At 62.8% G+C, this 21857-nt stretch carries 20 protein-coding genes; 6 read left to right on the top strand and 14 right to left on the bottom strand.

What is annotated here, in order from left to right; translation table 11 throughout:
- Positions 1 to 3: 3 nt before the first annotated feature.
- The 7 genes from AC244_RS16570 to AC244_RS16600 form a co-directional block, all read right to left on the bottom strand.
- Entirely contained in the window at positions 4 to 1191 is a 1188-nt protein-coding gene (locus AC244_RS16570) for an acyl-CoA dehydrogenase (protein WP_053249932.1), read from the bottom strand.
- Between the two features lie 15 nt (positions 1192 to 1206).
- Complete coding sequence (locus AC244_RS16575) at positions 1207 to 2403, bottom strand: acyl-CoA dehydrogenase family protein (RefSeq protein WP_053249933.1); 1197 nt, start codon at positions 2401 to 2403, stop codon at positions 1207 to 1209.
- 2 nt (positions 2404 to 2405) lie between these two features.
- Positions 2406 to 3248: an enoyl-CoA hydratase family protein gene (locus AC244_RS16580; RefSeq protein ID WP_053249934.1), complete on the bottom strand. Its 843-nt coding sequence runs from the start codon at positions 3246 to 3248 to the stop codon at positions 2406 to 2408.
- Between the two features lie 2 nt (positions 3249 to 3250).
- Positions 3251 to 4027, bottom strand: coding sequence for an SDR family NAD(P)-dependent oxidoreductase (locus AC244_RS16585; RefSeq protein ID WP_053249935.1), 777 nt, complete (start codon positions 4025 to 4027; stop codon positions 3251 to 3253).
- Positions 4024 to 6345: a bifunctional salicylyl-CoA 5-hydroxylase/oxidoreductase gene (locus AC244_RS16590; RefSeq protein ID WP_053250042.1), complete on the bottom strand. Its 2322-nt coding sequence runs from the start codon at positions 6343 to 6345 to the stop codon at positions 4024 to 4026. Before AC244_RS16590 ends, AC244_RS16585 begins: the two co-directional genes overlap by 4 nt.
- 223 nt (positions 6346 to 6568) lie before the next feature.
- A complete protein-coding gene (locus AC244_RS16595; protein WP_234716951.1) occupies positions 6569 to 7093 on the bottom strand; it encodes a MarR family winged helix-turn-helix transcriptional regulator in 525 nt (174 codons plus the stop codon).
- Positions 7094 to 7196: 103 nt separating this feature from the next.
- Positions 7197 to 7970 carry a GntR family transcriptional regulator gene (locus tag AC244_RS16600; protein WP_053249937.1) on the bottom strand — a complete coding sequence of 258 codons (774 nt, stop codon included), beginning with the start codon at positions 7968 to 7970 and terminating at the stop codon, positions 7197 to 7199.
- Positions 7971 to 8132: 162 nt separating this feature from the next.
- On the opposite strand from AC244_RS16600, the gene AC244_RS16605 reads away from it, so the two are divergent.
- The 5 genes from AC244_RS16605 (at position 8133) to AC244_RS16625 (ending at position 13336) form a co-directional block, all read left to right on the top strand.
- The gene (locus AC244_RS16605) at positions 8133 to 9113 is read left to right on the top strand and encodes an ABC transporter substrate-binding protein (protein ID WP_053249938.1); all 981 of its coding nucleotides are present in this window, start codon (positions 8133 to 8135) and stop codon (positions 9111 to 9113) included.
- Positions 9114 to 9283: 170 nt separating this feature from the next.
- Positions 9284 to 10063 (top strand): ABC transporter ATP-binding protein, encoded by a 780-nt coding sequence (locus AC244_RS16610; RefSeq protein WP_053249939.1) that lies wholly within the window; start codon positions 9284 to 9286, stop codon positions 10061 to 10063.
- 5 nt (positions 10064 to 10068) lie between these two features.
- Positions 10069 to 10992 carry an ABC transporter permease gene (locus AC244_RS16615; protein WP_053249940.1) on the top strand — a complete coding sequence of 308 codons (924 nt, stop codon included), beginning with the start codon at positions 10069 to 10071 and terminating at the stop codon, positions 10990 to 10992.
- 15 nt (positions 10993 to 11007) lie between these two features.
- Positions 11008 to 12255: a kynureninase gene (gene kynU / locus AC244_RS16620; protein WP_053249941.1), complete on the top strand. Its 1248-nt coding sequence runs from the start codon at positions 11008 to 11010 to the stop codon at positions 12253 to 12255.
- Positions 12256 to 12367: 112 nt separating this feature from the next.
- On the top strand, positions 12368 to 13336 hold the full coding sequence (locus AC244_RS16625; RefSeq protein ID WP_053249942.1) for a threonine/serine dehydratase: 969 nt from the start codon (positions 12368 to 12370) through the stop codon (positions 13334 to 13336).
- An 8-nt stretch (positions 13337 to 13344) separates the two neighbouring features.
- Here AC244_RS16625 and AC244_RS16630 read toward each other — a convergent pair whose 3' ends face one another.
- From AC244_RS16630 to AC244_RS16660, 7 genes are all read right to left on the bottom strand, one after another.
- Positions 13345 to 14031 (bottom strand): ABC transporter ATP-binding protein, encoded by a 687-nt coding sequence (locus AC244_RS16630; protein ID WP_053249943.1) that lies wholly within the window; start codon positions 14029 to 14031, stop codon positions 13345 to 13347.
- Entirely contained in the window at positions 14028 to 14777 is a 750-nt protein-coding gene (locus tag AC244_RS16635; protein WP_053249944.1) for an ABC transporter ATP-binding protein, read from the bottom strand. Before AC244_RS16635 ends, AC244_RS16630 begins: the two co-directional genes overlap by 4 nt.
- Positions 14770 to 15741, bottom strand: a complete 972-nt coding sequence (locus AC244_RS16640; RefSeq protein ID WP_053249945.1) for a branched-chain amino acid ABC transporter permease — start codon at positions 15739 to 15741, stop codon at positions 14770 to 14772. The genes AC244_RS16635 and AC244_RS16640 overlap by 8 nt, the downstream gene beginning before the upstream one ends.
- Positions 15742 to 15748: 7 nt before the next feature.
- Entirely contained in the window at positions 15749 to 16669 is a 921-nt protein-coding gene (locus tag AC244_RS16645) for a branched-chain amino acid ABC transporter permease (RefSeq protein ID WP_152975982.1), read from the bottom strand.
- Between the two features lie 93 nt (positions 16670 to 16762).
- Complete coding sequence (locus AC244_RS16650; protein WP_053249947.1) at positions 16763 to 17902, bottom strand: ABC transporter substrate-binding protein; 1140 nt, start codon at positions 17900 to 17902, stop codon at positions 16763 to 16765.
- A 42-nt stretch (positions 17903 to 17944) separates the two neighbouring features.
- Positions 17945 to 18781 (bottom strand): tryptophan 2,3-dioxygenase, encoded by an 837-nt coding sequence (gene kynA / locus AC244_RS16655; RefSeq protein WP_053249948.1) that lies wholly within the window; start codon positions 18779 to 18781, stop codon positions 17945 to 17947.
- 3 nt (positions 18782 to 18784) lie between these two features.
- Positions 18785 to 20404 (bottom strand): benzoate-CoA ligase family protein, encoded by a 1620-nt coding sequence (locus tag AC244_RS16660; protein ID WP_053249949.1) that lies wholly within the window; start codon positions 20402 to 20404, stop codon positions 18785 to 18787.
- 312 nt (positions 20405 to 20716) lie between these two features.
- Here AC244_RS16660 and AC244_RS16665 point away from each other — a divergent pair, with 312 nt between their 5' ends.
- A complete protein-coding gene (locus AC244_RS16665) occupies positions 20717 to 21547 on the top strand; it encodes an alpha/beta hydrolase (RefSeq protein WP_053249950.1) in 831 nt (276 codons plus the stop codon).
- Positions 21548 to 21857 lie beyond the last annotated feature (310 nt).

Raw genomic sequence — 21857 nt, forward strand, 5'->3', positions numbered from 1 at the left:
ACCTCAGTTCGCGAAAGCGGCGATGCCGGTAATGGCACGGCCGAGGATGAGCGCATGGATGTCGTGCGTGCCCTCATAGGTGTTGACCACCTCGAGGTTTACGAGGTGTCGGGCCACCGGAAACTCGTCCGAGATCCCGTTTCCGCCGAGCATGTCGCGGGCGGTTCTGGCGATATCCAGCGCCTTGCCGCAGGAATTGCGCTTGACGATCGAGGTCAGTTCGACCGGCGGGTTGCCTTCGTCCTTCATCCGTCCGAGGCGCAGGCAGCCCTGCAGGCCAAGGGCGATTTCCGTCGCCATGTCCGCCAGTTTCTTCTGGATCAGTTGGTTGGCGGCAAGCGGCCGGCCGAACTGCTTGCGGTCGATCACATATTGGCGCGCCGTCCCGTAGCAGGATTCCGCCGCACCGAGCGCGCCCCAGGCGATACCGAAGCGCGCGGAGTTGAGGCAGGTGAAGGGGCCTTTCAGCCCCGTCACGTCAGGCAGCATGTTTTCTTCCGGCACGAAGACCTCGTCCATGACGATCTGGCCGGTGATCGACGCCCGCAGACCCACCTTGCCGTGGATCGCCGGCGCGCTCAGGCCCTTCCATCCCTTTTCAAGGATGAAGCCACGGATGACGCCATCGGAAGTCTTTGCCCAGACGACGAAGACATCAGCGATCGGCGCATTGGAGATCCAGGTCTTGGAGCCGGAGAGCAGATAGCCGCCGTCGACCTTGGCGGCGCGGGTGATCATTGAACCGGGGTCGGAGCCGTGATCGGGTTCCGTCAGGCCGAAGCAGCCGATCTTCGTTCCGGCAATCAGCCCCGGCAGGTACTTGCGTTTCTGCGCTTCGCTGCCGAAGGCATAGATTGGTACGATCACCAGGGAAGATTGCACGCTCATCATCGAGCGGTAGCCGCTGTCGATGCGTTCGATCTCGCGAGCGATCAGGCCGTAGGACACGTAGTTCAGTCCCGCGCCGCCATAGTCCTCGGAGACCATGGGGCCGAGCAGGCCGAGCTCGCCCATCTCGGCGAAGATCGAGGGATCGGTCTTTTCGTGACGAAATGCTTCCTGCACGCGAGGAGCAAGCCGGGCCTCGGCGTAGCCCTCGGCGGTGTGGCGCACCATGCGTTCTTCTTCCGTCAACTGTGCATCCAGGTTGAATGGATCCTGCCAGTCGAACGACGCCTTTGAGCCATGCATGCTCGACACCTCCCCTTATCGTCCCGTGCTTTTCATCAGCTCGCGGCCGATGATGAGCTTTTGAACCTCGGTCGCGCCCTCGTAGATGCGCAGCGCACGGATTTCGCGATAGAGCCGCTCGGTGATCTCGCCGACGCGCACCCCCCGACCGCCGAAGAGCTGCAGCGCCTGGTCGATGACCCATTGCGCATTCTCGGTCGCCGTCATCTTGGCCATTGCCGCCTCGCGGGTCGTCGGCCGCTTCTGCACGTCGCGCTGCCATGCCGTGCGGCAGGTCAAGAGTGCAGCAGCGTCGATTGCGGTCGCCATCTCGCCGAGCGTGCTTTGTGCGGTCGGCAGATCGGCAAGCGTCGCGCCGAACATCTTGCGGTTTTTCGCGTGCCCCACCGCCTCGTCGAGTGCTCGTCGGGCAAAGCCGATGGCAGCCGCAGCGACGGACGGACGGAAGATGTCGAGCGTGCGCATGGCAATCTTGAAGCCTTCGCCCGGACTGCCGAGCAGCTGTGACGCCGGGATACGGCAATTGTCGAAACGAAGCCGGGCGAGCGGATGCGGCGCAATCGTCTCGATGCGCTCAGCGATCGTGAAGCCCGGTGTGTCGGCGAAGACCACGAAGGCGGAGATGCCGCGCGTGCCGGGCGCTTCACCGGTGCGGGCGAAGATGGTGTAGACATCGGCGATACCGCCGTTCGAGATCCAGGTCTTTTCGCCATCGAGCACGAAGTGCTCTCCGTCGCGCCGGGCAGCGCAGGCCATTGCCGCGACATCCGATCCCGCATCGGGCTCGGAAAGCGCAAAGGCGGAGATCCAATCGCCGCGGGCGACCTTGGGCAGAACGGCCTGCTTCAGCGCCTGCGAACCGGAAAGGCTGATCGCTCCGGTGCCGAGCCCCTGCATGGCGAAGGCAAAGTCTGCAAGGCCTTCGGTGTAGGCCAGTGTCTCGCGGATAAGGCAGAGCGACCGGCTGTCGATCTCTTCGCTCGCGCCGCCGAACGCCTTCGGCACGCAATGGCGAAGCACGCCCGCAGCGCCGAGAGCGCTGACCAAATGCCGGCAGGCGGCATCGACATTTGCGCGATCGATTTCACCGAGACCGCCACGGGCTATGAGCGTGTCCAACTCCGTGGCAAGGGCGCGGTGGCTCTCCTCGAAGAACGGCCAGTCGAGATGATCGCGGGTCGGCTGCCCGGGGGTCGTCTTGAGGGAACTCATACTCAGTTTCCCCTGAACTCGGGCTTGGCCCTGGCGGCAAAAGCCTCGAAGGCGCGGCGGAAGTCGCCGGTCGCCATGCAGATCGCCTGGGCTTGTGCTTCCGACTCGATCAGCTGGTCGATGCCCATCGCCCATTCCTGATCGAGCATCTTCTTTGTCATCGCATGGGCGAACCATGGGCCATCGGCAATGGTGCGTGCGAATTTCTGCGCCTCGGAAAGCAGCGACGGACGCTCGTGCAGTGCATTGTAGAAGCCCCAGGCATGCCCTTCCGTTGCGGTCATCACCCGACCGGTGAAGAGCAGTTCTGCGGCGCGTCCCTGGCCGATGATGCGGGGAAGAATGCCGCAGGCGCCCATGTCTGCTCCCGCCAGTCCGACGCGGGTAAAAAGAAACGCGGTCTTCGCTTCCGGTGTCGCCACGCGGAAATCGGAGGCCATCGCCAGGATTGCCCCGGCGCCGGCGCAGATGCCGTCGACGGCGGCGATGACGGGCTGGGGGCACGCGCGGATCTGGCGCACCAGTTCGCCGGTCATCCGGGTGAAATCGATGAGGTCGGGCATCGACATGTGTGTCAGAGGCTCGATGATCTCGAAGACGTCGCCGCCGGAGGAGAAGTTGTCACTGGCGCCGGTCAGCACCACGGTGCGCACGTCGCTGGCGCGGCCGAGTGCCCGGAAGAGATCGACAAGCTCTTCGTAGCTCTCGAAGGTCAGCGGATTTTTCTTTTCCGGACGGTTGAGGGTGATCGTGGCGACCCGGCCTTCGGCATCCGTTTCGAACAGGAAGTGCTTGGCCTTGTGGTCCTTGAACGGGCGCTTCTTGGCCTGCATCGGGTTTGTCATCTCTATCCTCCGAGAACTTCGCCACCGGCGACTGCGATGGCTTGGCCAGTGATCGCGGTCGCCTTCTCCGACACGAGCCAGGAGACGGTGTCGGCCACCTCGTCAGGCGTCACCAGGCGCCCTTGCGGATTGGCCCGCGCGAGGCTTGCACGTGCTTCCTCGCGCGAGCGGCCGGTCTTCTCACTGATCGTATCGAGCGCGCCGTCAATCAACGGTGTGTCCGTGAAACCAGGGCAGACGGCATTGATCGTGACGTCGGTTCGCGCAAGCTCGAGTGCCAGCGCCCGCGTCAGGCCGATGACGCCGTGCTTCGATGCACAATAGGCCGAAACATAGGAATAGCCGGTGAGGCCCGCCGTGCTCGCGACGTTGACGATCCGGCCGTTTCCGGCACGGCGCACGGAGGCAAGTGCTGCCTGTGTCACCAGAAAGACCCCGGTCAGGTTGATCGTGAGCACGCGTTGCCAGAGTGAGAGATCGGTTTTCTCGAACGGCGCCGAAGGGGCCTCGCCGGCGCAGTTGACGAGAACGGCAATCTCTCCGCTCGTCGCAATCGCAGCCGAAATGCCTTGTCCGACCGCTGCCGGGTCGGTCACATCGAACCCATGGTGGACATGGGCCTGGCCGCCTGATGACAGAATTTCCTCTCGCACGGCTTCGAGCGGCGCTGCGCGGCGCCCGGCAAGGCTGACGATATGGCCATCGGCTGCGAGCGCGATCGCGATCGCCTTGCCGATACCGCTTCCGGCACCTGTGACGAGAGCGTGCCTGCGGTTCATGGCTTGCCTGCCGTCGTTGCTGCGCGCGCCAGATTGTTCACATATTGCGCGCGGGCGGAGTGATACTGCTTCGGCCAGGGCTGGCCGTCATAACCGATTTTCGCTGCCTCGTGCATGACGAAGGACGGATCCGCCAGATGCGGGCGGGCAATCGCGCAGAGATCGGCACGGCCGGCAGCGATGATCGAATTTGCGTGATCCGCTTCGGAAATCGCCCCGACGGCGATGGTCGGAACCTGGATTTCGTTGCGGATCTTGTCAGAAAAGGGTGTCTGGAACAGCCGGCCGTAGACCGGCTGTTCTTCCTTGACCACCTGGCCGGAGGAGCAGTCGATCATGTCGGCGCCAGCTTCCTTGAACAGGCGGGCGAAGACTGCTGCGTCTTCCGGCGTGTTGCCGCCCTCGTGCCAGTCGTGCGTCGACAGACGCACCGACATCGGCCTGTCTTCGGGCCAAACCTTGCGAACAGCGTGGAACACTTCGAGCGGGAAGCGGGCGCGGGCCGCGTGGTCGCCGCCATATTCGTCCGTGCGAAGGTTGGTGAGCGGTGACAGGAAGCTCGACAGCAGGTAGCCGTGCGCCACGTGCAGTTCGAGGATGTCGAAGCCGAGGTCGCGGGCCCGCTCGGCGGCCTGCACGAAGTCGGCAACGACGCGGTCCATATCCGCGCGGGTCATTTCGCGCGGCGTGTCCGAATGCTTGAGGTAGGGCAGGGCCGACGCCGAAATGAGCGGCCAGGCGCCTTCGCTCAAGGGCTGGTCGATCCCCTCCCAGGCCAGTTTGGTCGCTCCCTTGCGTCCGGCGTGGCCGAGCTGGATACCGATCTTGGCGGGGGTCTGCTGGTGCACAAAGTCGACGATGCGCCTGAAAGCCTGCGTCTGTTCGTCGTTCCACAGACCCAGGCATCCCGGCGTGATGCGGGCGTCGGCCGATACACAGGTCATTTCCGGGAAGACGAGTGCAGCGCCTCCCATGGCGCGCGCGCCCAGATGCACCAGATGAAAGTCGTTCGGTACGCCATCCGTCGCCGAATACATCGCCATCGGCGAAACCACGATACGGTTCCTGAGCGTCAGGCCGCGGAGCTTGAACGGCGTGAACATCGGCGGCGGGACGGCCCCGTTTGCCGCCGGCTCGACACCGGCGCGTTCGGCGAACCAGCGTTCGAAGCCTTCGAGCCAGTCCTTGTCGCGCAGGCGAAGGGTTTCGTGGCTGATGCGCTGCGAGCGGGTCAGCATCGAATACATGAACTGCTCGGGCTCCAGCGTATCGGCATAGCGCGTGCCGACGACCTCGAACCACTCCATGGCATTGCGAGCCGCATTCTGGATGCGGGCGACATCGACCCGACGGACCTCTTCGTAAGCCGCCAGCACGTCGGGGATGTTGGCCTTGTCGTGGCCGAGCGTATCGAACTGGCGGGTAAGCTCGATGGCGTCGTCGATCGCAAGCTTGGTGCCCGAACCGATGGCGAAATGCGCGGTGTGGGCGCTGTCGCCCATCAGCACGACGTGGCTATTGCCGTTGAAATGGCTCCAATTCTCGCAGATTAGCCGGCCGAAGTTCAGCCAGGCTGAGCCGCGCATATGGCGCGCATTGGTCATCAGCTTGTGACCGTCGAGCGTCTCGGCAAATAGCTTTTCGCAGAACGCGATCGACTGCTGCTGGTCCATCTGGTCGAGGCCATGGGCTTGGAAAACATCATCCGTGGTCTCGACGATGAAGGTCGAGGTGTCTTCGTCGAAACGATAGATATGCGCCTGGAACCAGCCGTGTTCGGTGCGCTGGAAGTCGAAGGTGAAGGCATCGAAGCGCTTGTCCGTGCCGAGCCAGACATAGCGGTTCGGACGTACGACCATGTCCGGCTGGAAGATATCGGCGTATCTGTTTCGGATTCTGGAGTTGACGCCGTCGGAGGCGATGATGAGGTCAGCATCGGCAAATTGCTCGTCGCTTTCCACGTCCTGCTCGAAAACGAGTTCGACACCGAGCTCGAGGCAACGATCCTGGAGGATGTTGAGCATCTTCTTGCGACCGATGCCGACGAAGCCGTGACCCGTCGTCCTGATCTTGCGGCCCTTGAAGACCAGCTCGATATCGTCCCAATGATTGAAGGAGACCTCGATCGCCTCAGCTGTCTCCGGATCCCACTGGCGCATCGACTGCATCGTCGCGTCCGAGAAGACCACCCCCCAGCCGAACGTGTCGAAGGCGCGGTTCCGCTCGACGACCGTTACGTGGTGTTGCGGGTGTTGGCGCTTCATGAGCAGCGCAAAATAAAGGCCGGCTGGCCCGCCACCGATACAGACGATCCGCATGTCGTTCTCCTCCCGAGCTCCGGCCGCGCGCGTCGCCGTCGAGATGTCGTTGGCCGTCATCCCGAACTGCTGGAGGCAGGGTGGACTCGTTCAGAAGAAATTTCAAGCTTAAAATTGTTTTGCGTGAATGCGCCTTCCGCAAGCGCGGATGTGCCGCACGGACCGCTGGCGGCGGGCCGTTTCTCAGACGTCAAGAAAAGTGGTGGGCGAAGCCGGAAGCGTCTTAGGTGTTTCTTGCCAGCGCGGAGATAACGGAGCGCTTGAGCTTGGCGAGTTCATCCATCAGCACGCCGCCTTCCTTGGGCGAAACGCCCGCGAATAGCTCGGAGATCCAGTCCGCATGCGTTGCCGCCATCTTCTCGAACTCGGCGCGGCCGAAGGGTGTCAGCGCGATGACTTGCACGCGCCGATCCGTCGGCAGGGTGGTGCGGCTGATGTGGCCGCTCTCGGTGAGGCGCTCCACCAGAACCGTTATGTTGCCTGGCGAGACCATCATGCGTTTGGAAACTTCACCAAGCACCATACCATCAGGGGCGCGCTCGAGTTGGGCCATCAGGTCGAAACGCGGCAGCGTCGAATCGAATTCCTCCCGGAGCCGCCGACGGATCTCGCTCTCGACCAGCGTCGAACAGGTCAGCAAGCGCAGCCATAGCCTGAGCTCGGCGCGGTGATCGCCCGGAGCCTCGAGCGCCTTGGTCTCGCCATCCACCCATTCCGGCGAAGTGTCGAACTTGTCTTCACCCATCATAGCAAACGTCCGCTTCTTATCCTGCCGCACACATCGGCAGGCACTTCCCTGTCCTTTTGCTTTTAGAGACGTTTCCGGCTCTTGGACAGGCTGTCACGCGCCGTCATTTGGACGCATGCCGCGGCAACGATTGGCGCCCGGCCGGAGAGGAGCGGCCGCCATCCTCGGATTGGACATAGACATTGACCGTAAAGCCGATGTGGTCGGTCATCAGCCTGCGGGCGCGTTCGACGTTGCGGTCGAGTGCTGCCTCCATCAGTTCGGTATGATGTTCGATCGCCATGGCGTCCTGCAAGGCGGCAACCGCTTCTTCGTAGCCCTCGCTCATCCCTGCCGCCGCCCTTAATGTCGGGGCGAGACTGAGGAAGCGATGGTGGCGGCGAAGCTGGTCGGAAATCGTCGCCTGAAAACGGGAAAGCCAGCTCGAGCTTGCCGCGCCGATCAAGGCAGCGTGGAAAGCGGCGTGCTTCTCGTCCCACTCGTCGATCTCGCTTTCGGAGACGTTTTCGACGGCAATCTTGCAGCGGGACAGCCGGTAGTGCGCAGTGACGACGGCAGACTCCCATGCGCTGTCGCCCTTTTCGATCGACTCGATGAGCAGCGGTATTTCGACGACCGAGCGTGCTCGGGTGAGGTCGTCGAGCTCCTCGCGTGAAACCGGTGCAACGGCGAAGCCGCGGTTGCTGATCGCCGTGACCAGCCCTTCGGCTTCCAGTCGCGACAAGGCCTCCCTAAGAGGCGTCCAGCCGATACCGTAGCTTTCGCGCAACGCACTCAGCTTCATCGGCGCACCCGGCCTGAGCCGTGTCGCCAGGATGTCGCGGCGTAGCAACCGGTAGGCCGATTCTGTTTTGGTCGACTGTTCGTGGTCTTGCATCAAGTTCCCTTAACGCCCGCATCGCATCGACACAAATATATATAGTTTTGGGGGCATTGTTGAAAATATATATATTTATTTGACAAGAAGTCAGACCGTCTCCATCATCCACGCACGCCGCCGAGGAGGGCGGTAACGCTCGTCAGATTCTGGGAGGGATGTATGAGCAAGAGGACTTGGCTTTCGGGATTGGTTGTCGCCGGCGCGCTGGCATGGGGAGCGGGAACGGCCGCTGCTGATCCGATCCGTATTGGCATCGCCAATTTCGGCGAACATCCGCAATTGAGCGCATCGATTGCCGGCTTCAAGAAGGCGCTGGCTGAAAACGGCTTCGTGGAAGGCACCGATGTCGTCTACACCGAAAGCCACACAAACTTCGACGCCTCGCTCGTGCCGCAGATGATTGCCAAGCTGCAGGCAGAACAGCCGAAACTGATCTATACGATCACCACGCCCGTCTCGCAGATCGCCAAGAAGGCGCTCGCCGGATCCGGGATCCCGGTCATCTTTTCCGCCGTCACCGATCCGGTGGCCGCGAAGCTGGTTCCCTCCTGGGAGGCGGGCGATGACGGCATGACCGGCGCGACTGACCTTCAGGATGTGGCTGCCGTGATGGCCTTCACCCGCAAGCTCCTGCCGGAAGCCAAGCGTTTTGGCGTGCCCTACAATCCGGGCGAGGCGAATGACACGGCGCTGCTCGACAAGATCAAGGAGGCCGCACCTGCCGCTGGCTTCGAGGTCGTGGCTGTTGGCGTCGACAACGTCAACGACATCCAGCAGCGTATCGCCTCCTTCGCCGGCAAGGCCGACGTGATCTACACCCCCGCATCCAATCTGCTCCAGCCGGCTATCGGCGCCGTCTCGGCGGCTGCGCGCCAGGCGCAGATCCCAATCGTCAATTCCGACGACGGTGCCGTCCGCAACGGCGTCGTGCCGGCGAGCTTTGCCGTGAACTACGAGCAGGTCGGCGTCAATGCCGGCAAGATTGCCGCGGAGATCCTCAAGGGCAAGGATCCGAAGACGATCGCGCCGTCGCGCCCGAGCTATGAAGATCATGCGCCTTTGGTCTCAAAGAAGGCAATGGCCGCCTTTGGCATCGAGGCGCCCGCATCGCTCGCCGACTGCGGTTGCGTGGTCGACTGACCTTCGACCGAACTGACTCCTGCATGTTTCCCTAAATCGTCTCCGATTTAAGGATAAAAACATGCAGCATTCAAAGTGTTACAGCGACCTTTGCGCGCCTTAAAAGACGCGCGGCGCTGTAGGTGACAGCGCAGGGAGCGCTGTCACTTCATGGGTTAAGGGGGGAGCCAATGCTGGAAATCAGATCGGCCCGCAAGGTATTCTACAAGGGGCAGGCAGACGAAAAGGTCGCGCTCGACGGCCTCAACCTGCGCCTTGCAACAGGCGAGTTCGGCGTGGTCATCGGTTCGAACGGCGCCGGCAAGAGCAGCATGCTCAACGCCATCTCCGGTGCACTCGTGCTCGATACGGGACACGTCGTCATCAATGGCGATGACGTGACGGCGATGCCCGTCCACAAACGCGCCATGCGGCTGGCGCGCGTATTCCAGGACCCGATGCGCGGTACCGCCGCAAGCATGACGGTGGCGGAAAACATGTTGCTCGCCGACCTGCGCAGCAACAGGCGCACCCTGCGCCGCGGCCTGAACGCGACGCGGCTCGCGTCCTACAAAGAGCGGCTGTCTCTGCTTGGGCTCGGCCTGGAAAACCGTCTCGACACCCGGGTGGAATTGCTGTCAGGGGGCCAGCGGCAATCCCTGTCGTTGATCATGGCGGTCGGCGGTTCGCCGGAACTGCTGCTACTTGACGAACACACCGCGGCCCTCGACCCGCGCACTGCCGATATCGTCATGCAGGCGACGATCCGAGCGGTCGAAGCCTTGAAGCTGACCACGCTCATGGTGACGCACAACATGCAGCACGCCGTGGATTTCGGCCACAAGGTCGTCATGCTCGATGCCGGCCGCGTTCGCCTGGAAATCGACGGCAAGGACAAGGCCCAGACGACGGTGCCGGACCTGATCGGCCACTTCTCCGTCAAAACCGACCGCATGTTCCTGGCGAGCTGACGATCATGGATATCATTCAAAACATCATCTCGAGCTTCGTCTCGCTCGTTCCCGTCACCCTGGCGCAAAGCCTGATCCTCGCCTTTGTGGTGCTGGGGATCATGATCCCGTTCCGCATGCTGAGTTTCCCGGATCTGACAAGCGAAGGCGCGTTCCCCCTCGGCGGCTGCGTCTGCGGCGTTCTGATGGCGGCCGGCATGTCGCCATTGGCTGCAATCGCCATTGCCTTGGTGGCCGGCTTCGTCGCCGGTTGCTGCACGGCGTTCATTCACCTGCGCTTCCGGATCCACACTCTGCTCGCCGGCATCCTGATGATGACGATGCTCTATTCGATCAATCTGCGCATCATGGGTCGCTCGAACCTCTCGGTCTTCGGAGCGCCGACGGTCTTCGACTGGGTGCCAGGGCTGCAACCGGGTTTCCCGCCAAGCAAGATCGTTGTGGCAGGCCTCATCGCGCTCGTCGTCTTCTTCCTGCTCTATCATTTCTTCAGGACGGAGAAGGGAACAGCGGTCCGCGCCGTCGGCGCCAATCCCGACATGGCGGAGGCCCAGGGCATCAATGTGTGGATGGCGACAATTGGCGGCGTGGGGCTCGCGGGCGCGTTTTCGGCGGGCGGCGGCGCGCTCATGGTGCAGTCGCAAGGGTTTGCCGACGTCAACATGGGGCTCGGCATCCTGATCAACGGCCTCGCGGCGCTGATGATCGGCGAAGCGATCGTCGGCAAGCAAAGCGTGCTGCGCCAACTCGCCGCCCCATTCGTCGGTGCGGTCGTCTACTATCAGCTCGTCTCCCTCTGCCTGGCGGCCGGCATGCCGCCGCCGGATCTGAAACTTGCGACCGGCCTGTTCGTTCTGGCCATGCTGGCTCTTCCGAGCCTCAAGCGAAGTCGCGGGCCGGCGCCCGCCCGCGAAACCGTTCGCGAATAAATGAGGACCAAATTTATGAGTGCAGTTCCTGATTTTGCAGCGATCGAGGCCATGGATGCGGCCGACGTGCTGCGCCCGATGCGCGAACGTTTTATCCTGCCGCCGGGCCTCATCTATCTCGACGGCAACTCGCTCGGAGTTGCTTCGACCGCTGCCTTCGACGAGCTCCGCAAGGCCGCAACCGAGGAATGGGGTCAGGATCTCATTCGCAGCTGGAACACCGCCGGCTGGTTCGACATGCCGCTTGCGCTCGGTGACCGGGTCGGGCGGCTGATCGGGGCGGCTGCCGGCCAGACCGCCGTTTGCGACACCACGTCGATTAACATCTACAAGGCCCTGCATGCGGCCATGGCCTTGAGACCGGATCGTTCGGTGATCGTTAGCGAAGGCGGAAGTTTCCCTACCGATCTCTACATGGCCGAAGGCGTGGTTTCGACGCGCCCTGGCGCCTCGCTGCGTCTCGAAGGGGTCGATGCGCCCGATATCGAGGACCTGATCGACGGCGACGTTGCCGTGGTTCTGGTCAACCATGTCAACTACAAGTCCGGCGAACTGCGCGATATGGCGGCGCTGACGCGCAAGGCGCACGAGCACGGCGCGCTGGTCATCTGGGATCTCTGCCATACGGCCGGCGCCCTGCCGGTCGATCTTGACGGCGCTGATGCCGATTTTGCCGTCGGCTGCACCTACAAGTACCTGAACGGCGGCCCCGGAGCCCCTGCCTTCATCTACGCCGCCACGCGTCACCACGGCGATATCCGCCAGCCGCTCAGCGGCTGGTGGGGGCATGCTCGCCCCTTTGCCTTCGAGAAGCACTATGCCGCCGGCGAGGGGATCCGCCGCTTCCTCTGCGGAACGCAGCCGATCCTGTCGCTCCGTGCGCTCAAGGGCGCGCTCGACATCTGGGACGTGGTCGACATGACCCAGCTGCGCGAGAAGAGCATCCGGCTCACGAACCTCTTCATCACGCTCGTCGAAGCGAAATGCGGCGCCTACGGCCTCGAGCTCGAAAGTCCGCGCGACGGGACCAAGCGCGGAAGCCAGGTTTCGTTCAGCCATCCGAACAGCTACGAGATCATGCAGGCGCTCATTGCCCGCGGCGTCATCGGCGATTTCCGTGCACCCACGACGATGCGGTTCGGCTTCACGCCGCTCTATGTGAGCTACGCCGACGTATGGCAGGCGGTTGCCGTCCTCGAAGAGATCTTGCGCACCGGGGCATGGCAGGACGCGCGCTTTGCCGTCCGGGCGGCCGTGACCTGATCTCGATGTTCTCAAAGACTGCGGGCGGCCTGCCGCCTGCAGTCTTTAACCGGTTCATACGTCGCAATCGGCGTGCCTGAACGTGGGAGAGCCGTAACAGGGGACTTTCACAATGATCGCGCCACACCGCCCGACACTGGACGAAATCGCGGAAGCTCGTAAGCGTATCGCACCCTATTTTGCGCGCACGCCGCTGGTCAGGCTCGACCTTGGGTTTACGGACCGGCAGATATTCCTGAAACTGGAGACCCTTTCTCCGATCGGCGCTTTCAAGCTTCGCCCGGCACTGAACGCCGTGCTTTCGCGTGATCCCACGGCTTTGCGGAATGGCGTAGCGGTTACAAGCTCCGGCAACATGGCCTACGGCATGGCCTGGGCCGCGCGCTTGGCCGGCGTGCCGATGGTTGCCTACATGTATCGGGGAGCGCCGCAGAGGAAGATCGACGGAGTGCGTGACCTTGGCGGCGAGGTGCGTTTGGTGAGCGCGGAGACCTGGTGGGACTACATTGTCGGCGCGGACCGGCCGGATGCGCCGGAATTGCTGATCAATCCGGTGACCGATCAGGCGGTGCTGGCCGGCAACGGCTCCATCGGCCTGGAAATCATCGAGGATCTGCCGGAAGTCGATCTGGTGCTCACCCCGTATGGTGGCGGCAGCATGACCACCGGGGTCGCCTGCGCCGTCAAGGCCGGCCCGCGACAATTGCGCGTCTTTGCGGTCGAGGATAATAGCGCCGCCCCGGTTTGCGCGGCCCTTGAGGCAGGGCGGATCGTGACGGTGGAAACCCGCCCGTCGTTTATCAAGAGCATCGGCGCTCCATCGCTGGTGCCGCAGCTTTGGCCGGTCGCACGGGAGCTGATTGACGGGGCCGTCGCCGTCAGCCCTGCCCAGGTGGCCGATGCGATGCGGCTGCTGTTCAGGAAGGCCAAGATCGTCGCCGAGGGAGCGGGCGCCGCCTCGCTCGCAGCCGCGATCTCGCGGCCCGACCTTAAAGGAAACATCGTCTGCGTGATCTCGGGCGGCAACATCGACGCTGCGGCCTATTCCGTGGTGCTTGGCGGTGGTGTTCCCGCCGCCTGAACGACCGGTTAGACGCCGAGATAGCGGTCCTGAAGCGCCGGCGTCAGCGCTGCCGGCGGCCCCTTGAACACCGTCGCGCCCTTCTCAAGCACGAAGCAGCGGTCGGCGACGGGCAGCAATTCCGAAAGCGTCTTGTCGACGACGAGGATCGATTGGCCCGCCGCCTTCAACGTGCGGATCGCCGACCAGATGTCCTGCCGGATGACCGGCGCCAGCCCCTCGGTTGCCTCGTCGAGAATGAGCAGGCTGGGATTGGTCATCAGCGCGCGGCCGATGGCAAGCATCTGCTGCTCGCCGCCTGAGAGCGTGTTGGCGTATTGGTCGCGACGCTCTCCGAGGCGGGGGAAAAGCGCGACGACCTTCTCCAAGGTCCACTCGTTGCCGCGGGCGGTGGCAACGAGGTTCTCCAAGACCGTGAGGTTCGGGAAGCAGCGCCGTCCCTCGGGAACGAGGCCCAGGCCGAGCCTGGCGATCCGGTGCGGCCGCATGCCGAAGATTGCCTTGCCCGCGAAACTGATCGCGCCGGCGCGCGGGCGCACGAGGCCGAGGATCGAGTTGATGGTCGTCGTCTTGCCCATGCCGTTGCGGCCCATGAGGGCGACCACCTCGCCCTCCCGCACATCGAGGTTGACGCCGAAGAGCGCCTGGGAAGCGCCATAGAAGGTTTCGAGGTTTTTCAATTCGAGGAGGCTCACGCGGCTTCTCCGAGATAGGCCCGGCGAACGTCGGGATCGCTGCGTATTTCGTCGACCGTGCCGGTTGCGATGATGCGGCCGTAGACGAGCACGGATATGCGGTCCGCGAGCGCAAAGACCGCGTCCATGTCGTGCTCCACGAGCAGCATCGGCGCTTCGTGGCGCAAGCCGTCGAGGAACGACGTCAGCCGCTTGGAGCCCTCCGGTCCCATGCCGGCCATCGGTTCGTCGAACAGGAAAGCCTTTGGCGAAAGCGCCAGCGCGATAGCGATTTCGAGCTGCCGGCGTTCGCCATGGGACAGTTCCGCCGCCGGTATATGGGCGCGCGCGGCGAGGCCCACACGCTCCAGCATCGCCATCGCCGGTTCGGTCAGCTCCTTGTCATCAACCACCTGGCGGAAGAAGCGAAAGCTGCTGCCGTGGCTTGCCTGCACCGCCAGCATGACGTTGCGAAGGGCTGAGAACTCCTGCGCGAGCGAGGAGATCTGGAAGCTGCGTGCGAGACCGAGCCTGGCGCGGGCCGCCATGTCGAGCCCACCGATGTCCTGGCCGAGAAACCGGATCGTGCCGCTGTCGGCTTTGAGCGAACCGGCGATCTGGTGGATAAGGGTGCTCTTCCCGGCGCCATTCGGGCCGATCAGCGCATGGATTTGTCCCGGCCGAAGCTCGAGGCTGACCCCGTCCGTAGCCTTGAGTGCGCCGAAGGATTTTCTGAGATCGCGGATTTCGAGGACTGGCTCAGACATGGCGCGGCTTTCCTGACAGGAGGCCCAGCAGCCCGCCGCGTGCAAAGAGCACGATGCCGAGCAGGATAAGGCCGAGGAAGAATTGCCAGCGCTCGGTGATGCCGCCGAGCACGTATTCGAAGAAGACGAAGATCATCGCGCCGGCGACGGGCCCGAAGAGCCGTCCCTTTCCGCCGAGGATGATGAGCACGATCAGTTCGCCTGACATGTGCCAGGACAGCATCGAGGGGCCGACGAAGCGATTGAGATCGGCATAGAGGGCTCCGGCAAATCCGGTGATCATCGCCGAGACGGCGAAGGCGACGAGCCGGATGTTGAACGGCTCGATGCCGACTGCGGCAAGGCGCGTTCCGTTCTGTCTCGCCGCCTGCAGGGCGCTGCCGAAGCGCGAGCCCTCGACGACGCGGAACAGGAGAAGCGTTGCCATGAGCGCGGCATAGCAGATCAGGAAATAGGGCAGGGGCTTGGCGGTGTTGACGCCGGGGAAGGCGTTGCGCATCGACATCGACAGGCCGTCTTCGCCGCCATAGGCCGGCCAGGAGATCGCGAAATAGTAGATCATCTGCGCGAAGGCGAGCGTGATCATGATGAAATAGACGCCGGTCGTGCGCAGGCTGATCGCGCCGATCGGCAGCGCAACGAACCCGGCGACCACTACGGCCGTTATCCAGATGAGCGGCATCGACGTCGTGGCCGGAATACCGGCAACGAGCGGCTCGGCATTGAAGGCGTGGGTCGCGAGGATGCCTGCGACATAGCCGCCGAGACCGAAGAACGCCGCATGTCCGAAGGAAAGCAGTCCACCAAGCCCAAGCGCGAGATTGAGGCCGACGGCGGCAAGCGCCAGGACGACGACGCGGGTTGCAAGCGTCACGTAGAAGGGTTCGCCCATGCCGGCGGCGACAAGCGGTGCGCCGAGAAGGAGGAGGGCCAGCAGCAGATTGACTGTCGTTTCGCGGTTCATCGGGACCTCACGACTGCGCGGCGAACAGGCCGCTCGGCCTGAAGGCGAGGATGAGGGCCATGACGACATAGATCAGCATGGAAGCCAGCGCCGCCCCGATCGTGGTCGCCTGCGATGCAGGCATCGTCAGGGCCAGCATCGAGGGCAGCAGGAAGCGGCCCATGGTGTCGACGACCCCGACGATTACCGCGCCGACGAGGGCGCCCTTGATGGAGCCGATGCCGCCGATGACGATGACGACGAAGGCGAGGATGAGGACCGGTTCGCCCATTCCGACCTGCACCGACTGCAGCGCGCCGACCAATGCGCCGGCAAGGCCCGCAAGCGCCGCGCCGAGCGCGAAGACGACCGTGTAAAGCGTGCCGATATCGACGCCGAGCGCAGCAATCATCTCGCGGTCCGACTCGCCCGCACGGATGCGCATGCCGAGGCGGGTCCGGGAGATCAGCAGATAGAGGCCGACAGCCACGGCGACACCGACGCCAATGATTGCCAGACGATAGAGCTGATACTGGCCACCGCCCGGCAGGGGCACCGCACCCTGAAGCAGGGGCGGTATGTCGAGATAGAGCGGGAATGAGCCGAAGAGCCAGCGAGCGCCTTCAGAGAGTATCAGGATCAGCGCGAAGGTGGCGAGCACCTGATCGAGATGATCACGGTCGTAGAGCCTGCGGATGACGGCGACCTCGATGATCGCGCCGACGCCAGCGGCCGCCGCGAGGCTGGCGATCAGCCCGATCCAGAAGGAGCCGGTGGCGGCGGCGACCGTGGCGCAGGCGAAGGCGCCGATCATGTAGAGTGAGCCGTGGGCAAGATTGATCAGGCCCATGACGCCGAAAATCAGCGTCAGGCCGGCGGCCATCAGAAACAGCATCACGCCGAGCTGGAGCCCGTTGAGCAGTTGTTCGATCAGGAGTGCGGTGAACAAGAGACCGGTCCAAGCTTGGTGGCAGGGTTGCATGGATCATCGACCGGATGTCGGCATCGAAGCCGAACACCCGGGCGACAACAGGTGCAAGCGTTACATCCCGCACTTCTCGGCGTAGGCATCCTTGTGATCTTCGAAGGCAGTCGCGATGATCTTGTTGGTCAGGACGCCGTCGTCTTCTTTCACCACCTCGCGCACATAGATGTTCTGGATCGGGTGGTTGTTGTTGTTGAAGGCGAACTCGCCGCGCACGGACTTGAAATCCGCCGCCTTGAGCGCCGTGCGGAAGGCGTCCTTGTCCTTGACGCTCGCCTTTGAAAGCGCAGCGAGGATCAGGTTCGCCGTATCCCAGCTCTGGGCCGCATAGATCGACGGCAGGCGCTTGTACTCGGCCTTGAAGGCTTCGACGAATTTCTTGTTGGCCTCGTTGTCGAGATCCTTGGACCAGGTCGCCGAGTTCTTGACGCCGAGAGCGGCGTCGCCGATCGCCGGCAGAACGTCCTGGCTAAAGGAGAAGCCGGGGCCCGTGACCGGGATACCGACGCCCGATTGGGCATATTGCTTCATGAAGGCGATGCCCATGCCGCCGGGCAGAAAGAAATAGACGGAGTCGGCGCCCGAGGCGCGGATCTGGGCGATTTCTGCGGCATAGTCGGTCTGGCCGACCTGCGTGTAGATCTCGCCGGCTAGCGCCCCTTTGTAGTAGCGCTTGAAACCGGTCAGCGCATCCTTTCCGGCCGGATAGTTCGGCGCCAGGATAAAGGCGTTCTTGTAGTCCTTGTTGGCGTATTGCCCCATCGCCTCATGGAAATTGTCGTTCTGATAGGCGACGTTGAAATAGTTCGGATTGCAGTTCGCACCGGCAAGCGCCGAGGGACCGGCATTGGGCGAAAGATAGATCACATCCTGCGCGACGGCGTTCGGTACGACGGCCATGGCAAGGTTCGACCAGATGATCCCGGTCATGAGGTCGACCTTGTCGCCCTGGATCATCTTCTCGGCGATCTGTACCGCAAGTTCCGGCTTCTGGGCATCGTCCTCGATCACCAGCTCCAAGTCCTTGTTGCCCGATTGCTTGATCGCAAGTGTGAATGCGTCGCGCATGTCGATGCCGAGACCGGCGCCGCCGCCCGAAAGCGTGGTGATGACGCCGATCTTCACCGGCTCGGCGTTAGCGAGGCTTGACGTCGCAAGCGAGAGGCCAAGAAGGCTCGCTGCCAGAATGCGGTTCATGCTGTTCTCCTCCTAATAGGTTCCCTTTTGAGTTGTGTTCTATCAGAGACCTGTACGCACGTGCCAGAGCTCGGGGAAGAGTTCCACTTCGAGCATCTTCTTGAGGTAGGATGCGCCGGATGTTCCCCCGGTTCCGCGCTTCATGCCGATGATGCGTTCGACTGTCGTGACGTGGTTGAAGCGCCAGCGGCGGAAATAGTCTTCGAAATCGACAAGCTTCTCGGCGAGCTCATAGAGCATCCAGTAGCGCTCCGGATCGCGGTAGACGGTCTGCCAGGCCGCAAAGACCTTGCCGCTCTCCGTGCGCGTTTCGCGCCAATCGGTCTTGTCCGCTTCCTCGCCGACATCGAACCCTTTGCGAGCCAGGAGACGGATCGCTTCGTCATAGAGCGACGGCGCGGCGAGAATCATCTCCAGCTTTTCCATGATGTCGGGGCGGTGTGCATGCGGCCCGAGCATGGCGACGTTGCGATTGCCGGCGAGAAACTCGATCGCCCGGTACTGCCACGACTGGAAGCCGGAGGATTGCCCAAGGGATTCGCGGAACGTGGTGTATTCGCTTGGTGTCATCGTGCGAAGCACGTCCCAGGCGCTGTTCAGCTGTTCGAAGATGCGCGCCACCCGCGTCAGCATCTTGAAGGCGGGTTCCAGTCGGTCTTCGCGGATCGAGCGGACCGCCGCGTTGATCTCGTGAAGTGCGAGCTTCATCCAAAGCTCTGACGTCTGATGCTGAATGATGAACAGCATCTCGTCATGCGCCTTTGAGAGCGGCTCCTGTGCATCGAGCACTTTTTCCAACATCAGGTAGTCGCTGTAGGACATGCGTCCTTTGAACGACATCTGGGCGCCTTCCTTCGAAGGATCGTATGACTTGCTCATGTTTCAGTTCTCCGACCGCAATCGGAACCGCTGGATCTTGCCCGTGGCTGTTTTCGGCAGGCTGTCCAGGAACTTTACCGATCGCGGATACTTGTAAGGCGCGATCGTTGCCTTGACATGATCCTGCAAGCGCTTGATCGTCGCATCGTCTGCCGCTACCCCGGCTGAAAGCACCACATAGGCTTCGACGATCTGGCCGCGCTCAGTATCGGGCGCACCGACGACAGCGCACTCCGCGACTTCCGGATGCGAGATCAAGGCCGCCTCGACCTCGGGGCCGGCTATATTGTAGCCGGCGGTGATGATCATGTCGTCCGAACGGGCGGCGAAATGGAAGAAACCGTCCTCGTCCTGATAGAAGGCGTCACCCGTCAAGTTCCAGCCTTCGCGCACATAATTGCGCTGGCGGGCATCGGCCATGTAGCGGCAGCCGGTCGGGCCGCGCACGGCGAGCTTGCCGATCGTGCCGCGCGGCACTTCGCGCATCTCGTCGTCGACAATCCGTGCTTCGTAACCACCGACGGGTTTGCCTGTCGACGCGGCCTTGCGATCCTCGAAGCGGTTGGAAATGAAGATGTGCAACATTTCGGTCGCGCCGATCCCGTCGAGGATCGGTTTGCCGGTTTTCGCGGTCCATTCCTCGAAGACGGGACCCGGAAGCGTTTCCCCGGCCGAGATCGCGACCCGCAGGGATGAAAGATCCGCGCCGTTGTCCATCGCCTTCATCATTGCCCGATAGGCGGTGGGGGCAGTGAACGAGATCGTCGCTTTGTATCTCTCGATGATCTCCACCATGTTTGAGGGCGTCGCGTGCTCGAGCAGTGTTGCCGCCGCCCCGAAGCGTAAGGGGAAGATCGCAAGGCCGCCGAGACCGAAGGTGAAGGCGAGCGGCGGCGAGCCGACGAAGACATCGTCGGGCGTGACCCCGAGAACTTCTCTGGCATAACCGTCGGCGATCATCATTAGATCGCGGTGAAAATGCATCGTCGCTTTCGGGACCCCTGTCGTCCCTGATGTGAAGCCGAGGAGCGCCACGTCATCCCGACCCGTGCTCACAGCCTCGAAGACGACCGGCTTGTCGAGCGCAACCCGGTCGAGCTCGGCGTCATGGTTCGCCGTCCCGTCGAAGCCGATGACCTGTTTCAGGTAGCGGCTGTCTTTTGCGCAGGCGATCATCTCGTCCATAAGGCGCGTGTCGCAGAGAGCCAGGCTGATCTCCGCCTTGTCGACGATCTTGGTCAGTTCGCCGGCTCTGAGCATCGGCATGGTGTTGACGACGACGGCGCCGGCCTTAGTGGCCGCCAGCCAGCAGGCGACCATGGCCGGATTGTTGGCGGAGCGGATCAGGACGCGATTGCCGGGCTTTACGCCGTAGTTCTCGACCAGCGCATGCGCCAGCCGGTTCGTCCAGTCGGACAGTTCCTTGTAGGTTCGGCGGCGCCCGTTGCCGATCAGCGCGGTGTGGTCGCCAAAACCCTTTGCAACGACGGCGTCCGTCAGTTCGACGGCAGCGTTGAGATGATCCGGATAGTCGAAACCTTCGAGAAGGAATTCAGGCCATTCTTCCGGTGGTGGCAGATGATCGCGTGTGAACGTATCGACGTGCGAGGTCGGTCCAAGCATGTGGCGGCTGTTCCCCTGTTCAGTTCCTGCCTGTTGCTCAGGCATTTTTCAAAGCCGGCTAAAGTTCGTGCGGTCGTGCGAACAGGTAGCAAGCATCGCCACATCGTTGCCGATGGGCTGCGCCGTCGCTGCGACGACTCCAATGATCGTGATGGGCACAGCGAGACCTCCACTTCTCAGCTGAACATGGGGCAGCATTGCACCAGTCCAAAATTATTTCAAGCCTAAAGTTTTTTTGAATCTCGGCATTGCGTTTGTCGATGGGGCGGGTGATTTCTATGCTTGGGGGACATCAACTGGAGGATTTTGTCGATGGTCGAACACCGTGTTTCGGACTGGAACGACGCCTATGCCAACGGCGTGAACATCGCACGCGGCGACCGGTGGCCGGAGGCGTGGGTTGGGCCTGCCGAGGCATTCCGCAACGCTCTCTCGGCATCAGGGCTTGCGAAACTTGACCTTGCCTATGGCGAGCGACCCAGAAACCGCATGGACCTGTTTTTCCCCGATGGCCCAGCCAAAGGTCTGGTCGTCTTCGTGCATGGCGGATTCTGGTTGCAACTCGACAAAAGCTTTTGGTCGCATCTGGCCGAAGGGGCCATCGCCAGTGGTTATGCCGTTGCCATGCCCTCCTACACGCTCTGCCCGGAGATCCGCATCGCGGGGATCGTCGAGGAAGTCGCCGCCGCAATCAGCGAGGCCTCGAAACTGGTCGAGGGTCCGATGATGCTGACCGGCCATTCGGCGGGCGGCCATCTCGTCAGCCGGATGATCACGGCGACCGCGCCGCTCTCGCCGCACGCCCAGGAGCGGATCCGAAACGTCGTCTCGATCTCAGGTGTGCATGATCTGCGTCCGATCATGTCGACAGCGATGAACGAGAGGCTGGCGATCGACGAGGCCGAGGCGCTTTCGCAGAGCCCGGCATTGCTGCGACCCATGCGAAATGCCCGCATCACCTGCTGGGTCGGCGGCGGCGAGCGCTCGGAATTCCTGCGCCAGAACGCGTTGCTTGCCAATATCTGGACGGGAGTGGGCGCAACCACGGCTACTGTCGTGGAACCGGACAGGCATCACTTCAACGTCATCGACGGCCTTGCCGACGCCAGACATCCGCTGACGCGGGTCCTGCTATCGGCGTGAGAAGGTGTGATCATTGACTACAGAGCCAACTCCGACCCCGCAAAATTGGGTTTAGAAGTCTCGGCGATTGTCTTCGCAACGTTGCGAGAAGCCAGCCGACTTTAAATTGGTCGACCTTTGACTTTAAATCAGTCGGGATATCGCCGAACATTCCGGGCAATTGGTGAACGGCGACGGTCAAATCGGACGACTTCAGAGGTTTGAGGCAGCTACAGGACGCCGTCGGGGATCGCTTCATACGCGGCCTGGTGCTTCACGATCATGATCGCGTGACCCCCTTCGGAGAGAAGTTGCACGCCGCCCCGCTATC

Origin of the sequence: Ensifer adhaerens (assembly GCF_001270265.1) — a bacterium.
Taxonomy (GTDB): domain Bacteria; phylum Pseudomonadota; class Alphaproteobacteria; order Rhizobiales; family Rhizobiaceae; genus Ensifer; species Ensifer adhaerens_B.